The sequence below is a fragment of the Brevibacterium sediminis genome, from assembly GCF_013623905.1.
Classification (GTDB): Bacteria; Actinomycetota; Actinomycetes; order Actinomycetales; family Brevibacteriaceae; genus Brevibacterium; species Brevibacterium sediminis.
Genome location: NZ_JABKDD010000001.1, coordinates 183,616 through 199,465, shown reverse-complemented (window position 1 = coordinate 199,465; position 15,850 = coordinate 183,616). Strand labels below are relative to the sequence as shown.

12 protein-coding genes are annotated in these 15,850 nt (G+C 65.0%); 4 read left to right on the top strand and 8 right to left on the bottom strand.

The genetic code is table 11. The features are described 5' to 3' along the window. Window positions 1-113: 113 nt before the first annotated feature. Genes HK108_RS00865 through HK108_RS00850 form a run of 4 tightly spaced genes read left to right on the top strand, consistent with a single transcriptional unit; the run spans window position 114 to window position 3,411 of the window. Window positions 114-1,241: a coenzyme F420-0:L-glutamate ligase gene (locus HK108_RS00865; protein ID WP_139470278.1), complete on the top strand. Its 1,128-nt coding sequence runs from the start codon at window positions 114-116 to the stop codon at window positions 1,239-1,241. Between the two features lie 44 nt (window positions 1,242-1,285). Beyond that, a complete protein-coding gene (locus HK108_RS00860; protein ID WP_139470276.1) occupies window positions 1,286-1,978 on the top strand; it encodes a hypothetical protein in 693 nt (230 codons plus the stop codon). Continuing rightward, window positions 1,966-2,736, top strand: a complete 771-nt coding sequence (locus tag HK108_RS00855; protein ID WP_139470275.1) for a CoA transferase subunit A — start codon at window positions 1,966-1,968, stop codon at window positions 2,734-2,736. The genes HK108_RS00860 and HK108_RS00855 overlap by 13 nt, the downstream gene beginning before the upstream one ends. Window positions 2,737-2,748: 12 nt before the next feature. After that, window positions 2,749-3,411 (top strand): CoA transferase subunit B, encoded by a 663-nt coding sequence (locus HK108_RS00850; RefSeq protein ID WP_101546544.1) that lies wholly within the window; start codon window positions 2,749-2,751, stop codon window positions 3,409-3,411. A 408-nt stretch (window positions 3,412-3,819) separates the two neighbouring features. Here HK108_RS00850 and manA read toward each other — a convergent pair whose 3' ends face one another. The 8 genes from manA to HK108_RS00810 all read right to left on the bottom strand — a co-directional run bounded on the left by manA (window position 3,820) and on the right by HK108_RS00810 (window position 15,807). After that, entirely contained in the window at window positions 3,820-5,139 is a 1,320-nt protein-coding gene (gene manA / locus HK108_RS00845; protein ID WP_139470273.1) for a mannose-6-phosphate isomerase, class I, read from the bottom strand. Window positions 5,140-5,429: 290 nt separating this feature from the next. Further along, window positions 5,430-8,192, bottom strand: a complete 2,763-nt coding sequence (locus tag HK108_RS00840) for an NlpC/P60 family protein (RefSeq protein WP_218973680.1) — start codon at window positions 8,190-8,192, stop codon at window positions 5,430-5,432. A gap of 265 nt (window positions 8,193-8,457) precedes the next feature. Next, window positions 8,458-9,978, bottom strand: coding sequence for an LCP family protein (locus HK108_RS00835; protein WP_139470271.1), 1,521 nt, complete (start codon window positions 9,976-9,978; stop codon window positions 8,458-8,460). 344 nt (window positions 9,979-10,322) lie between these two features. Next, window positions 10,323-11,471: an acyl-CoA dehydrogenase family protein gene (locus tag HK108_RS00830; protein WP_139470308.1), complete on the bottom strand. Its 1,149-nt coding sequence runs from the start codon at window positions 11,469-11,471 to the stop codon at window positions 10,323-10,325. Window positions 11,472-11,509: 38 nt separating this feature from the next. After that, window positions 11,510-12,037 carry a 5-(carboxyamino)imidazole ribonucleotide mutase gene (gene purE, locus HK108_RS00825; RefSeq protein ID WP_139470269.1) on the bottom strand — a complete coding sequence of 176 codons (528 nt, stop codon included), beginning with the start codon at window positions 12,035-12,037 and terminating at the stop codon, window positions 11,510-11,512. A 78-nt stretch (window positions 12,038-12,115) separates the two neighbouring features. After that, window positions 12,116-13,318: a 5-(carboxyamino)imidazole ribonucleotide synthase gene (locus HK108_RS00820; protein WP_139470267.1), complete on the bottom strand. Its 1,203-nt coding sequence runs from the start codon at window positions 13,316-13,318 to the stop codon at window positions 12,116-12,118. A 66-nt stretch (window positions 13,319-13,384) separates the two neighbouring features. Next, entirely contained in the window at window positions 13,385-14,644 is a 1,260-nt protein-coding gene (locus HK108_RS00815) for a methyltransferase (RefSeq protein WP_181270373.1), read from the bottom strand. 53 nt (window positions 14,645-14,697) lie between these two features. Beyond that, window positions 14,698-15,807, bottom strand: coding sequence for an alkaline phosphatase family protein (locus HK108_RS00810; protein WP_229663886.1), 1,110 nt, complete (start codon window positions 15,805-15,807; stop codon window positions 14,698-14,700). Between the last annotated feature and the right edge of the window lie 43 nt (window positions 15,808-15,850).

Sequence of the window (15,850 nt, the reverse complement as noted above, 5' to 3'; positions counted from 1 at the left end):
CAGTCATAAGGCACAACCTGTGGGATTCGCCTGAGCAAACCTGGAGAATTTAGAAAGTGGGCACCCACAATGGGATTATGGAGAGATGAGAGTGGAATCACCGGTGGCCCGGCATGAATGACCGTCTGCTCACCGTCTACGCGCCTCCCGTCGAGGAAGAGATCGCGTCGGGCTCCGACCTCTCCGCGATCCTCATCAACGCCCTCCGGCGCAACCGCATCGACCTCAAGGACGGCGATATCCTCGTCGTCGCCTCGAAAGTCGTCTCCAAGGCCGAGGGACGCCTGCGCACGGTCTCAGATCGCGCCGAGTTCGAGGAACTCGTCGCGGAGACCGGCACCCACTTGGTCGCTGAACGCTCCTATCGCTCCGGCACCACCGTCCAGATCGTGCGCACCCCGGCAGGCACCGTCCAGGCCGCAGCGGGCCTCGACCAGTCGAACTCCGGCGGTGCCGTCATCCTCCACCCACTCGACAGCGACCGGTCCGCCGACGGCCTGCGCCGACGGGTCGAACAGGCCTTCGAGGTGCGCATCGGTCTGGTCATCTCGGATACGAGCTCACGGCCGTGGCGGGTCGGGGTCGGCGATATCGCCATCGGCCTGTCCGGGTTCTCCGGCCTCGACGACCAGCGCGGTCGCCCCGACGACGACGGGCGCGTCCAGACGGTGACCGTGCGCGCGATCGCCGATGAGATCGCAGCGGCAGCCGACTTGGTCAAGGGCTCCTCCCGCGGACTGCCCATGGCGTTGGTCCGCGGAGCCGGCGGATACCTCGACAACGGCGACGAAGGCGCCCGTGCGCTCTCCCGCGACCTCGGCGAGGACTGGTTCCGACACGGCCATGTCGAAGCCATTCAGCGCGGTCTGGGAGTCACCGACCTGCCCGGCAGCGCCCCTGCCGGCGACGACAGCGACGACATCCTCGAAAGGGTGTCTCGAGCGATCCGCGTCGTCCGCGCCGGGCAGTCGCGGACTCCCGGCCATGCGGCGTGGCGGATGCGGATCGAGGGGTCGGGATCGCGGATCACGCTCAGCCCCTCTGACTCGCCGGCGACCGCCCAATCGGGCGGCCCGCCCCTGCTCGAGGCGATGGTCGGGCTCGGATCTCTCGTCGAACGCCTCCATACAGCCCTCTTCGCCGAGGATCTCAGCGCCTCCACGCGCTATCACTGGGTCGATGGTGAGCTCGGGGCCTTCCCCCGCGGGGTGACGATCGACATCGGCCTCATCGTTCACTGACCCTCCCGACAGGCTGCATTCGGAACACAATCATGGAAGCGGATATGGATCTCTCAGTCATCGCGCGCACCGGCGGGCCCGTCCTCATCTGGCGCGGACCCGATTTCGATCGCCTCGACCTCACCGGCCCGGTCGTCTCGAACTGGGTGAATAAGGGAGTCGGCCTCTTCGGCGACTACGACCTCGGACCGGAGTTCACTCTCTTCGCTCCTCTGCCAGAGGGCCTGCACTGGCGCGAACTCGTCTCTGTCCTCAGTGTCCTGCTGGCCGGGGGCCGCGTCGTCATCGCGAACGAGGCACCGGACGAGGACTTCATGGCCCTCGTTCCCTTCGGCCACGAGGATGATGACCAGGTGTCCGACGCCGACGAGGTCTTCGTCTTCAATCCCCCGGCCCTGGCGCTGAGCACTCCGGTCGATGCCGACTTCGTCGACGTCAATTCCGCCATCCGCGCCTACCCCGATGTCGCTGCGCGCCGCCTCGACGCTTCGGGAATCCTCGAAGTGGACGGTCAGGTCATCGACTGGACGAAGTCCGAGTCGACCGACGCAACCCGTCCGCAGGGACTGCTCGCCTCGAACTCGACCCCGCTGCCGGGCGAGTGGCCGCGCTTTCTGCAGCACCTCCTCGGCGGTGGTGAGGTCCTGCTCACCAGCAGAGTCGACGATGCTCGCATCACGGACCTGGCCGCCGGGCTGGGAGTGGTCCATGGCACACTGGGCACATGGACAAAGTAGTTGATACCCCCGCAGCAGCGGTGGCCGACATTGCAGATGGATCATCGATCGCCGTGGGCGGCTTCGGTGTCGTGGGCGTGCCCGAATTCCTCATTCGGGCTCTCCAGGCCCAGGGAGCCAAAGACCTCGAGGTGATCTCGAACAACGCCGGCGTCGACGGCCGCGGACTGGGCATTCTGCTCGCCGACGGACGACTCCGCCGCATCATCGCCTCCTACGTCGGCGAGAACAAGGAATTCGCCCGTCAGTACCTCTCCGGTGAACTGGAGGTCGAACTCACTCCGCAGGGCACCCTGGCGGAGAAGCTGCGCGCAGGTGGCGCCGGCATCCCCGGCTTCTTCACCATCACGGGCGCCGGGACGCAGGTCGCCGAGGGCGGCATGCCCTGGAAGTACGACTCTGACGGCAACGTCGTCAAGGAATCTCCGGCCAAGGAGACGAAGGTCTTCGACACCTTCGGAGAAGAGAAGGAATACGTCCTCGAGAAGTCCCTGGCTCCCGACTACGCACTTGTGCGCGCCGCGATCGGTGACCGGCACGGCAACCTCGTCTTCCACTCCTCGGCACGGAACTTCAATCCCCCGGCCGCACAGTCGGCTCGCATCACCATCGCCGAGGTCGAAAAGCTCGTCGAACCCGGAGAGATCGATCCGGACATGGTCCACGTGCCTGGCGTCTTCGTCCACCGCGTGGTGCCGCTGACGCCCGAACAGGTGGCGGACAAGCCCATCGAGAAGCGCACCGTACGAGAAGCCTGAGGAGACACAGAAATGTCATTGACACGCAATCAGATGGCGGCCCGTGCCGCCCAGGAACTCGAAGACGGCAGCTACGTCAACCTCGGCATCGGCATGCCGACCCTGGTGCCCAATTTTCTGCCCGAGGGTGTCCACCTCGTGCTCCAGTCGGAGAACGGCCTGCTCGGCGTCGGCCCGTACCCGACCGAGGATGAGATCGACCCCGACCTCATCAACGCGGGCAAGGAGATCGTCACGATGAACCCGGGCGCCGCGTACTTCGACTCAGCGGCGAGCTTCGGGATGATCCGCGGCGGCAAGATCAACGCCGCGATCCTCGGCGCCATGCAGGTGGCCACGAACGGAGACATCGCGAACTGGATGATCCCGGGCAAGATGGTCAAGGGCATGGGTGGCGCAATGGACCTCGTGCACGGTGCCCAGCGCGTCATCGTCATCATGGACCATGTCGCCAAGGACGGTTCGCACAAGCTGTTGAAGTCGTGCGAGCTGCCGCTGACAGGAAAGGGCGTCGTCGAGCGCATCATCACCGATATCGCCGTCCTCGACGTCAGCGGTGACGCGTTCACCCTCGTCGAACTCGCCCCGGGCGTGACCGTCGACGAAGTCAAGGAGAAGACAGGCGCCGAGGTGATCGTCCCCGAGGACGTCCCCACCATCGAGGTCGCCGCCTGAGTTCCAGGTGACCGGCCCGGGCCTCACGCGTGCAGTGTCCGAACGAGGACACTTGGTGATCGAACAGTGGTCACGTTCGGATGCTCTCTCTGATCGCTCAGAAGCATCCGAACGTGACCACTGTTCTGTGTTCTGCTGCCAGCGCACCGCAGTCTTGACCACCCACGCGCTGGCGTCGACCGCCGCCGAACACCGGATTCGTCCGTCAGGACCGTCGGACGTTGCTCGACACCGTCGGAAACGCAGATTGTTGGGTCGATCCACGGTGGTTACGTTGAAGAAATCACCGCGGATCGACCCAACAATTCTGCGGGGGCCCTGCACACCGGTTCGCAGGGGTGAGTAAGCATTCGCTGGGGCGAGTTGAGCAGACGAGCTCAGCCGCCGGTGGTGGCGGACAGCGCGCGCTCAGCGGCCGGCAGCTCCGGAATTCAGTCCGGTGGTCGCTACGAACACATCGCCGTGGCCATCGGCCGTCACCGTCGGTTCGTTGGCCGCGATGAAGGCGCTCTGCCCACGTTCGAGGGTGAGCGTCGAGCCGAGCGAGCTGAGTGTGACAGTTCCCGCGGTGCACAGCACGATCGCCGCACCGCGCCGTTCCACCGTTGTCGTGCGCGGGCACCGCAGTGCCTGCAGAGCGAAGTCATCGGTGGGTCCCAGCAGCATTCCCGAGTGATCGGGTTCGACCATCCGGGGTGCACCGGCGTGGAAGTCCGTGATCTTCGACAGCTGTTCGATGTCGACGTGCTTCGAGGTCAGCCCGCCGCGCACGACGTTGTCGCTCGAGGCCATGATCTCTATGCCTGTGCCGAAGAGGTAGGCATGCAGCACTCCGGCGTCCATGGTCAGCGCTTCTCCCGGCTGCAGGTGAACTCGGTTGAGCATGAGTCCGACCAGCGCGCCGGGGTCATGGGGATAGTCGGTGACCAGCTCGCAGAATGTCTGCGCCGGGTCGACCGCGCTGCCTGACCGGCTGATGTGTCCGACCGGCAGTTCGTCGATCCCATGGGCGGCGACCTCGTCGACGAGCCCGGGCGTCCGCGGATCGCTGAGGATGATTTCAACGGCGCGTGACAGCGCCTTGGATTCGCTGAAAGACTTCAGCGCTGCGATGATCGCTCCGAGCACGTCCAAGGACGGCGGAGTCAGCGGCTGGGAGAGCATCCGTTCGAACGTGGCTCGCACGGCCTTGCGCGGGCGGAACCCCGTGAGCGCGTGGAAGTCGGTGAGCGCGTAGATGAGCTCCGGTTTCGCCGAGGCGTCCTTGAAGTTCCGGTCGGGAGCGTCCAGCGCCGGTCCGGCCGCTTCCTCGGCGGCGAATCCGGCCCGGGCCTGTTCGCGATTCGGGTGCACCTGGATCGACAGGGCCTTGCTCGCCGAGAGCACCTTGAGCAGGAACGGCAGTCGCGCTCCGAAGGACTCGAGGGAGTCGTGGCCGAGCAGACCTTCAGGGTCCCCCACCAGGTACTCGATGAGGTTGGGTCCGAGCCGAGGCTCGGCCTCCGTCGCCACGCCGCCCGTCGGCTGCTGCCCGCCGAGGCGGTTCTGCCGTTCCAGCGGAGCCTGGGACGGCGTGTGCCCGACGTCGAGTCGAGAGGGGCTGACCGGGTGGGCTCCGAGCCAGAGTTCCGCGCAGGGGGTGCCGTCCGGGACTGTGCCGAGGATCGCGGGAATCGCGTCGGTGCTGCCCCATTCGAACTTCTTGACCGTATTGTGCAGACGATGCACTGCGGGCCCCCTTTTGACAGGATCGATTTGGATTCACATCCGGTGATTTCCGGTTGTGCTCAGTCCAGCCTAGCCCCGCTGTCGTGGCCGGGGTCGGCACTTCACTGACTGTTCAGCCGAAGTCACAATCTATTCACCGCTTGTCACCTGCACAGATACATATCGACCGGTCACTGCCGCAACCGGAATCGTCCGGGAAACCAGACAGTGCCCCGAGGGAGATCCACAATGGGTTCGTCCTCGGGGCACTGTCCGGCAGGCGCTGCACGCCCTGTCCTCGATGCCTGGTGTCAGCCGACTACGCGGATGACCTTGGCTCCACGGTTCAGCATCCAGCTGTAGCTGCGCTTCGTGGTGTTCGTCCGCGTCGAGCCGGCATCGTACATCTGGCCCTTGGTCTCGGAGATGATTCCGATATGACCGGGGATCCAGATCAGGTCGCCGGCCTTGGCGTCCTTGAGCGAGATCTCCTTGCCGGCGTAACGCTGCTGACTGGTTGTGCGCGGCAGCTTGATGCCGTTCTTGCCATAGACGTACTGGGTGTAACCCGAGCAGTCCCAACCGGACTTCGGCGAGGTCCCGCCCCAGACGTACTTGACGCCGAGGTTGGCCTTCGCATCCTTGATGATGGACGCACGCTGGGCCGCGATCTTCTCGGCCTTGGACGGCTTGTCCTTCTTCTTGTCGTCGTCCTTCTTCTTGTCGTCCTTGGACTTGTCGTCCTTGGACTTGTCGTCCTTCTTGGAATCATCCTTGGACTTATCGTCCTTCTTGGAATCATCCTTGGACTTATCGTCCTTCGAGTCCTTGTCGTCTGCAGAACCTTCCCCGGAGTCTGCAGGCGACTTGTCATCGGTGGAATCGTCTCCCGGCGGCGTCGCGCCGCCCGGAGCATTGTCGTCGCTGACTCCGCCGGCGATCGAACCCTTGGGAGAGAACTCGGTGGTTCCGTAGCCTTCGGCCCAGACCAGACGTGCGCCTTCGAAGAGCTGCTCACCGCGGCCCTTCTTGTAGACCACGTCCGACTTGGGGTAACCGAGGTGACCCTTGACGGTCCCCTTGTCACCCCAGTACTTCATGATGGTGCCGGAGGTGTAGTGGGCGCCGGTGTTCTTCGACCAGTAGAACGAGCCCTTTTCGAAGCGCTGTGCGACGCCCCCGCCCTTGAGGCCGCCCTTCTCCGCAGAGGTGGGCAGCCCCAAGTCGGTGACTGCATTGCCCTTGTACGCCGAAGCGATCGCTCCGGACAGGTGGTAGGCACCGGTCTTCTTGGACCAGTAGACAGTGCCCTTCTCGAACTTCTGTGCCTTGGCGCCAGAAACGCCCTTGACGTCGTATTCCTTGCCGAGAGCCTTGCCGAGCTTGTTCTTCTCGGCGTACTTCTCGATCGAGGTCTTCGCCTTCGGCTTCTCGGTCTTCTTGTCGTCGTCCTTGGACTTGTCGTCGTCCTTGCTGTCGCTGGGCTGTTCGCCGGTCTTCAGGATCGAATTGACCGTCGAACGCATCTCACCCAGCTTGGCGTAGAAGGCGTCACCCGGGCAGTCGGTCTGCCCCAGATCGCGGTGGCCGACCAGGTTCGACTTCGTCGCTTTGGAGATTCCGTTGATCGAGAACTTCCAGGCGATCGCCGAGGCGACGGCATCGCGTGTCTTCTTCGGCGGGGCCGCGCTGTTGTAGGTACCCAGCACGGAGATGCCGAAGGTTCCGGTGTTGTGTCCGGCGACGTGAGCGCCGATGACGGCCTTCGAAACGTCACCGCCGCGAGCGTGCCAGAGGCGGCCGTACTTGTCTGCGACGACGTTGTATCCGATGTCGTTCCAGCCGCGGCCCTGCTGGTGGTAGGCCTGGATACCGCGGATGATTCCGGGAACATCGGCAGCCGAGTAGCTGTTCGAACCGGAGGTGTGGTGAACGACGGCCTGCTTGATGCCGCTGGCGTAATCGGGGCTGCCGCGGTAGGCCTTGGCACCCCACGAGCTGCGCGAGCCGATCTTCGGCTTCGACACCTTCTTCGCCACGGTGTCCACCGTCGACGATCCGGGTACGTAGTTCTGGTTGGTCACCGTCGCGCCGGCGGCCGCATCGACGTTCTCTGCGGATGCCGCCTCGGCGTCGGTCGAGTCCTCGGTCGACTGCTCCGGCGCGGTTTCAGCACCGGCAGAGTCGCCGCTGACCTGATCGTCGAGCTCGACGGGATCGTTCTCGGCGACGGCCTGAGCGTCGCCGGCGTCCCGCTTCGGATCGACGAGGACGAGTTCGGCCTCGCTCGGCGCGGAGTCACCGAGGATGCGCATCTGCACAGCGGAAGCGTTCGACACCGTCATCGGCTCCGAACCCTTGTTCTGGGCTTCTTCCTGCTGCTCTTCGTCCAGGGTGTCCCAATTGCCCCATTCCGAACCCTGCTTGGTGCGGACCTGGATGCGGATATTGGACTTCGACTCGGAGAAGGTGAAGCCGACAAGGCTCGGGTTGTTCGCGGGAACGTCGAGGACATCGGAGATGAGCGCGATGTTCACTCCGTCTTCGGTCTTCTGACGGACCGAACCGGAGATGTCGTCTTCGCCCTCGGCCTTCGACTCGTCGGACGAATCCTTCGCGTCCTCGTCCTCGGACTTCGGGGTCTCGGTCTCTGCACCCTCGGCAGGAGCCTGCTCGGTCTCGGACGGCGCCGATCCCTCGGACGGCGCCGATCCCTCGGACGGCGCGGCGTCGTCGCCCCCGGAGGTCAGTCCGGCGGAGACGTTGTTGACCGAAGCCGCAGATGCCGACGCCGAAGCGTTGACGATATCGGGCACCTTGGCCGAGGCCAGTGCAGTCTGCGACTTGAAGATATTCGGCAGATTGCTCGTGGCGCTCTGGTTGGCGGCAGTGGCGGTGGAATCACTGGAATCGCGGGCACCGGGGACGTTGAGTCCCTCTTTGCTGACGTTCAGCGCCTCTTTGGACACATCAGGCGTCGTCGTGGCTGCGGAAGCCGACGGTGCCGTGACCGCTAAGGTGCCGACCAGCGCAATAGAAGCGCAGCCCGCAACAGTGGGCAATAGATATTTCATCGTTACAGCCTTTTCGAGGAAGACAGGGAAGTTCAGGCCTCGAGGTCCCCTTCACCGTTGGCAGAACGGTGGGCAACCCCAACATCTCAAAATTGTTACACATTTTCGGCGTGTCAGACTAGCCACAGAGCAGAATATTCTAATTACACGAGTGTGGTTCCCAGTATTGACAAGGGACACACCGAGCAAAAGATTTTCCCGGAATCGTCATGGGATCGACCGATTCGGTCATTGGTCTCATCACGACCGACCTCACAGCAGCGCCTCACGGCACGTAGCAGATCGCCTTTGCGTCGGCTTCTTCGCCGTTGTCAGCAGAGGTGTCGCCGGCACCCTGTGCCAGCAGCTGCGGCCCTGAACCGGGGTTCGGATCGAGTCCCGCATCGACTCCGGCAGCGGCTGACAGGTCGCTTCCGGGAACCGAGAACGCGCCTTTGTCCTCTTCGGAGGACTTCGACGACTCCTCGATCTTATCGGCTACCAGCTGATGTGCCACATCGAAGTCGGGCTGTGACGGAGTGATACGCGGCGGGGTGAGGTCGACGGATTCGATCTTCTGCGACTTCACCTTGAGCGCGAGGTCGACGAACGAGTCCACCTGAGACGAGGGGATATCCGTCGACACGGCCCCCGGAGTGGCTTTCGCAATCGACTGGTAGCGGGTGAGCACGGTGGCCGGGTCGAGCTGTTTGACCATCGCCGTCTGCACGCAGCGCTGGCGGACCATCCGCTCGTAGTCGCTGGAGAACTCTCGGGAGCGGGCGAACCACAGCGCATGGAAGCCGTCGAGCTTCTGTTTGCCCGGTTCGATCCATCCCTTGACCGGCCCATGCTCGCCCGTGGTCGGATCGACCTTCGACGAAATCGGCACTCGCTTGCCGGAGACGAGGGTGATTCCGCCGAGGGAGTCGATGAGGTTCTCGAATCCCTTGAGGTTGATCATCGCGTAGTACTGGACCTCGAGTCCGGTGGCACCCGAGACCGCATCCATCGTCGCCTGCTCGCCGGCAGTCTTCGGGTCCTCGAACTCATCCTTGTGCTGTTCGCCCTGCTGGAAGACGGCATTGAGCAGACATTCGTCCCCGCAGTTGTATCCCTGCGGGTAGTGCTTGTGCAACGGCGAGTCGTCCGGGAACGGCACGTTCTCCATATTGCGAGGCAGGCCGATGATGACGGTTTTGCCGGTCTTCGCATCGATCGAGACCAGCGACAGCGAGTCCGGTCGGATTCCTGTCCGCCCTTTTCCGGCGTCCGAACCCAGCAGCAGGATGTTGTATCGGCCGTCGACGGGTTTGAGTGCCTTGCCCGAGGCGAACAGGTCGCTCATCAGTCCGCGCTGCGAGTTGAGAATCGTCGTCCCCCAAGCCAAGGGGCCCACGACGATGAGCAGGAGGGCACAGAAGGCCGCCACGAAGCGTTTGCGGGCCCTTCGGGAGATCGTGACGATCCGGATGCGCCGCAGGGTGTCGAACAGGCACACCGCCCAGTTGATCGCGATGACGGGCACCCAGATGGTCAGAAAGGTGAGGATGAAGGGGTTCGTGCCGATGGTGAAGAGGAACGTCCGGCTGATGAGGACGATCACACCGGCGATCAGAGCAAGGATCCAGCTGATGGCGGTGATCGACAGAGAGATCTTCGCCCAGCGGCGGTGGCCGAAGAGCAGCTGCACTCCCCCGGGCACGAGAGCCGTGACGAGCAGCAGAAGCCACGCCCGCACATCACGCGTCGGCTGCGAAGCATACGACGGGTGGCGGATCGGGTCCACATATCTCGTCTCAGCCACTGACTTCCCTTCGCTTCAGGCTCTGCTCACGGACTGCTTCCGGCATCGACATCCGCGGGTGGCCACACAGGCCGTATCGCCCCATCGGGTGTCCACAGCAGACAACTGTGCCAAAGACACTTCAGAGTCCACTGTGTTCACCTATTGTGTCGCGTGAGAACCATCGATTCCGGCACATCCGCGCCGCGCATGTCGGATTCGTCGCGTGTGCGATTCTTCACAGACAGAAGAACGGGCGCCGCAGACTCCCGTCTGGGGAATCCGCGGCACCCGTTCGATACAGACCGGACGGCACCGTGCAGCCTTGACCAGGTGCGGCCTGCCGCAGAGCGTCCGAACCCGGTTCAGGCGAGGAGTTTGCGTCCCATCACCATCCGCTGGATCTGATTGGTGCCTTCGTAGATCTGCGTGATCTTCGCATCGCGCATCATCCGCTCGACCGGGTGGTCCACGACGTAGCCGGCACCGCCGAGCAGCTGCACGGCGTCAGTGGTGATCTCCATCGCAGCATCGGAGGCGAAGGCCTTCGCCGCGGCGCCGAAGTACGTGAGGTCCTCATCGCCGCGTTCGCTCTTGGCGGCAGCGGTGTAGGTCAGCTGGCGTGCCGCCTCGAGCTTCATGCCCATATCGGCGAGCATGAACTGGATCGCCTGATTATCGGCGATCGACTTGCCGAACTGCTGCCGATCCTTGACGTAGGCCAGGGCGTAGTCGAGCGCGCCCTGGGCGACGCCGACGGCCTGCGCGGCGATCGTGACTCGAGTGTGGTCGAGGGTGCGCAGGGCGATCTTCAGGCCTTCCCCGGGCTCACCGACGATGCGGTCGCCGGGCAGGCGGACATTGTCGAAGAGGAGCTCGCGGGTGGGCGAGCCCTTGATGCCGAGCTTGCGCTCCTTCTCACCGAAGGTGAAGCCCTCATCGGACTTCTCGACGACGAAGGCGGAGATGTTGCGTCCGCGGGCTCCGTCGGGGTCGGTCACGGCCATGACCGTGTAGTACTCGGATTCTCCGGCGTTGGTGATCCAGGTCTTGACACCATTGAGGATCCAGTCGTCGCCGTCGCGTTCGGCGCGGGTCTTCATCGATGCGGTGTCGGATCCGGCTTCGCGCTCGGACAGTCCGTAGGAGAATCCTGCTTCTCCGGCGGCCACGGACGGGAAGTACTTCTTCTTGATCTCTTCGCTGCCTCCGAGCTGGACGGGCATGCTGCCGAGCTTGTTCACAGCCGGAATGAGCGAGGACGAGACGCAGCCGCGTGCGACCTCTTCGATGATGATCGCCACGGCCAGCGCATCAGCGCCCATGCCCCCGTACTCTTCGGGGATGTGCGCGGCGAAGAAGTCCGTCTCGACGAGGGCGTCGTGCGCCTCCTGCGGGTAGCGGGAGTCCGCATCGACCTCGGCCGCGAACGGCGCGATCTTCTTCTCGACGACATTGCGGACCGCGGCGCGGATCTCTTCGTGCTCTTCGCTGGGCTGGTACAGGTCGAACATCATTCTCCTCAGACTTATCAAACGTTCAGCAAGCCCTATTATTCCTGCAGTGCCCGGCCTTTGTCGAGAGCGACCTGCCGCAGCTGGCTCCGATAGTCGTCGAGACGCGTGCGCACAGCCTCGGCTTCGGCGCCCTGACCTGCCCCGAGGATGCGCGCCGCCAGCAGGCCGGCGTTCTTGGCGCCGCCGATCGAAACGGTGGCCACGGGAACTCCTCCGGGCATCTGCACGATGGACAGCAGCGAGTCCATTCCGTCGAGGTACTTCAGGGGCACGGGGACTCCGATGACCGGAAGCGAGGTCATCGAAGCGATCATTCCGGGCAGATGGGCCGCTCCCCCGGCTCCGGCGATGATCACCCGGACGCCTCGCGCGGCCGCGGACTTCGCCCAGTCGACCATGTCCTCGGGCATGCGGTGGGCGGAGACCACCTCGGCGCTCGATTCGATGCCGAGTTCGTCGAGGGCGTCGGCGGCTGCTTTCATCGTCGGCCAGTCCGAGTCCGAGCCCATGACGATGCCGACCGGAGCCGCCGTGTCAGTGGAGTCTTCATTCGCTGTGGTCATCTGTGCTTCCTTCGTTGCAGGCGGTTGATATCCGCGTATCGGTGCCGGGTGGGTCCGGGGTGCAGTCGGCGCCGGGACTCAGCGTGCGCCGGGTTCGCTCTCGGCCCGGAGATTCTCCGGAGCGGGCATCTGAGGATGCGGATCGACGTCGACGCCGGCGATGAAATCGGCGGCATGCCGCGCTCGAGCGAGCACGAGCTGCCGATCCTCGCCGTAGGCGTTCACGTGGCCGACCTTCCGACCCGGGCGCACCCCCTTGCCGTAGAGGTGAACCTTGACCGCCGGGTCGTGAGCCATGACGTGCAGGTACGGCTGATAGAGGTCCTCATGATCAGCGCCGAGGATGTTGACCATCACGGACACGTCCTCCCGTGCCGCGGGGCTGCCGAGCGGAAGGTCGAGGACCGCGCGGAGGTGCTGCTCGAATTGACTCGTCACCGCTCCGTCCTGGGTCCAGTGACCGGTATTGTGCGGACGCATCGCGAATTCGTTGATGAGGAAGCCCTCGGCGGTCTCGAACATCTCCATCGCCATGACGCCGGTGACTTCGAGGGTGCCGGCGACAGTGAGGATCGCTTCGGTGATGGCCCGCGCCTTCTCATCACGCAGATCGGGAGCCGGGGCGATGGCCTCCTTGCACACACCGTTCTGCTGCCAGGTCTCGACGACCGGCCACACTGCGGTCTGCCCCATCGGGGACCTCCCGACCATGACGGCGAGCTCCCGGGTGAAGTCGACCTTCTCCTCGGCGAGCAGCTGGGGAACCTCGTTCAGCCACTCGACGGCCTCGTCGAGGCTGTCGATGACGCGCACACCCTTGCCGTCATAGCCTCCGCGGGGCGTCTTGAGGATGAAGGGGTATCCGACACGAGCGGCGAACGCTTCGACATCGGCGGCCGAGGTGATCTCCGCCCATGCGGGGTTGGGCAGACCGAGCTCGTCCATCTTCGTGCGCATCCGGATCTTGTCCTGGGCGAAGATGAGGGCATCGGGCCCGGGGCGCACTGCGTGTCCGGCCTCGACGAGGGCCTGCAGATGCTCCGGTGGGACGTGTTCGTGGTCGAAGGTGATGACGTCGACGGTCTCGGCGAAGGCCTTGAGCGTCGGATAGTCCGTATAGTCACCGACGGTCACCTCGTTGATGACCTGTGTGGCGGGGGCGTCGGCGGTCTCCGCAAGAACGGAGAAACGGACGCCGAGGGCTTCTGCGGCGGGAGCGAGCATGCGTGCCAGTTGTCCGCCGCCAATGACACCGATTCGAGGAAAAGTCACGTGTTCCATCCTATCTTCCGCGCCGGTCGCGGATCGACTGCGGTCAAATCGTGGATCGGCCGAGCGGTCGGCAGCTCATCTCAGTCCCAGTCTCCACAGTGAGGTCACTTCGGCGCTGCGGGCAACGTGGAGCGCGTCGGCGGTATCAGCGGCGCGGGGATGGCGGGGCACCGTGTCGATGCGTTCGAGCACGCGCAGTCCTGCCGCCTCGATGCGTTCGCGGAGCTCACCTGAGGGCCTGAGGCCCAATCGTTCGGCGAGGTCGGAGATGATCAGCCATCCCTCCCCAGCCGGTGTGAGGTGGTCGGTCAGCCTCTCGACGAAGCGATGGAGGACAGCGGAGTCCGGATCGTAGATGCCGATCTCGAGTGCCGAGGTCGGCTGGGCCGGCAGCCACGGCGGATTGCACACGATGAGGTCGGCACGACCGGGCGGAAACAGGTCAGTCTCGATCACGCTCACATCGGCACCAGGACAGAGACGGTCGAGGTTCTCACTGGCGCAGGCGACGGCGCGCGGGTTGATGTCGGTGGCCACCACTGTCGCAGCGCCGCGCCGCAGCAGGATCGCAGCGAGGACTCCGGTACCCGTTCCGAGGTCGAATGCGGTGCCGGTCGTCTGCGCGGAATCCGTGTCGGTCGAAACCGGACCGACGTTCCTTCCCCACGGCAGGGGCGTCTGCGCGACGAGATCGAGGTACTCTCCCCGCACAGGCGAGAAGACGCCGTAGCGCGGATGGACGAAATCGCCCAGAGCCGGGATCTCGACTCCTCGCAGCTGCCATTCATAAGCGCTGAGCACTCCGCCGAGTTCGGTGAGCGACACGCAGACCGGTCCGTCGGCCGGGCCGTAGGCGGCGCGGCAGGCGGCGGCGACGTCGGGGGCACGGCGCAGGGCGAGGTCGAAGTCCGGGCCGAGCTCGACGACGACTCTGCCGAGCAGCCGGGCCCGCTGCTCGATGGCGTCACGTTCCGCGAAGAATGACAGCGCGGGATCGAGAGCAGGGCCATCGCTGTCCCCGGGTCCCACGAATCGGTCTCTGCCCCGTCTGTCGCGGGATCGACCCCGGCCGCCGGAACGTCGACCCCCTGTGCCTTCACGGTTTCCGCCGCGGTCGCCTCTGAGCCGACGGCTCATCGCCTGGACGAGTTGACGGCCGTTGTGGAAGTCTCCGCGCCACAGCAGTCCCACTCCGGCGCGTGTCAATCGGCAGGCTTCGTCGGCGGTTGTCTCGTCTCCGATGATCTGCACAGTCGCGGGAGGCGGCGCCCCGTTCTCAGAATGCCAGTCGGCTGTGCGGCCGATGCCGTCCTCGGTCCAGCGGATCGTCGTCAACGGGTGCTCCCAGAAGGTCGGTGGTGAGTCATCTCGGCTGCAGTCGGCACCGCTCACACGACGAGCAGCGGGATCTCCAGCTCCTGCTCCGTGGTGGAACCATGGTGACCGATGAGGGCCAGCGCCGAGGCGGATTCCACTTCCGAATCGACCACGGCGAAGCCATCGGTGCAGATGACGAGGAAATCCCCGATCCGCGGATAGACGTGCGGGGCGACTGGACCGAAATAGCCGCGGTCGATCGCCGAGGCCTTCGGCAGGATGAGCCCGCGGTCGTCGAGCGTCTCCTGCCAGACCGAGAGCACGTCCGCCTCCGCGCCCTCAGCAGCGTAGAGATGCAGTGCGCGCGGCTCTCCGCCGACGTGGCGCAGACCGGCCTTGAGCTCAGGGAGTTCAGCGAGGTCGAAACGACGTTCGTGGTCGACGTCGACCATGCCGTGGTCGGCGGTGATGAGCATGGTCGCGTCGTGCGGCAGGTCGGAGGCGAGTCGGGACAGGGCGAGATCGACGCGTTCGAGTTCTTCTGTCCAAGCGGCGGAGTCCGCACCGTGCACATGACCGGTCTTGTCGAGATTGCCCCAATAGAGGTACACGAGGCGGCGACCCGGAGCCCTCGCCTCGGCGAGAGCCTGGGCACAGCGCTCCTCCAGGCTCTTCGAGTCCCGGAATCTGCCTCCGCGCAGCGAGGCCCGGTTGAGGCCGCGTCCGGCGAACTTCTTCTCTCCGAGGCTGACCACATCGATTCCGGCATCGGTGAGGCGTTCGAAGAGCGTCGCATCGGGGACCCAGGCGACGGGGTCGACGTCGAGGTTCCACGTCAGCTGGTTGAACACCGCGTCCTTCTCCGGGTCGAGGACGCGGTAGCCGACCACGCCGTGGGCGCCGGGCAGGCGGCCCGTGGCCAACGACGACAGAGAGTTCGCCGTCGTCGACGGGAATCCGGCGGACAGGGTACGGCGTGTTCCGGCCTGCGACCGGAAGAAGGGAGTGTACCCGCTGTAGCGGCGCAGCTGCTGCTCCCCGAGACCGTCGATGAGCACAACGATCGTCGCCCGGGACTCCCTGTCGAGTCCGAGCGTTCGTGCACGATCGGACATCGGCGCATCGAGGGCGTCGGCCGCACCGAGGCTCAGCGCCGCGGCGGGAACGACATCGGAGAGCATGGGACCCGCATAGTCCGGGGGCCCCAAGTGCTCAGCACCGGAT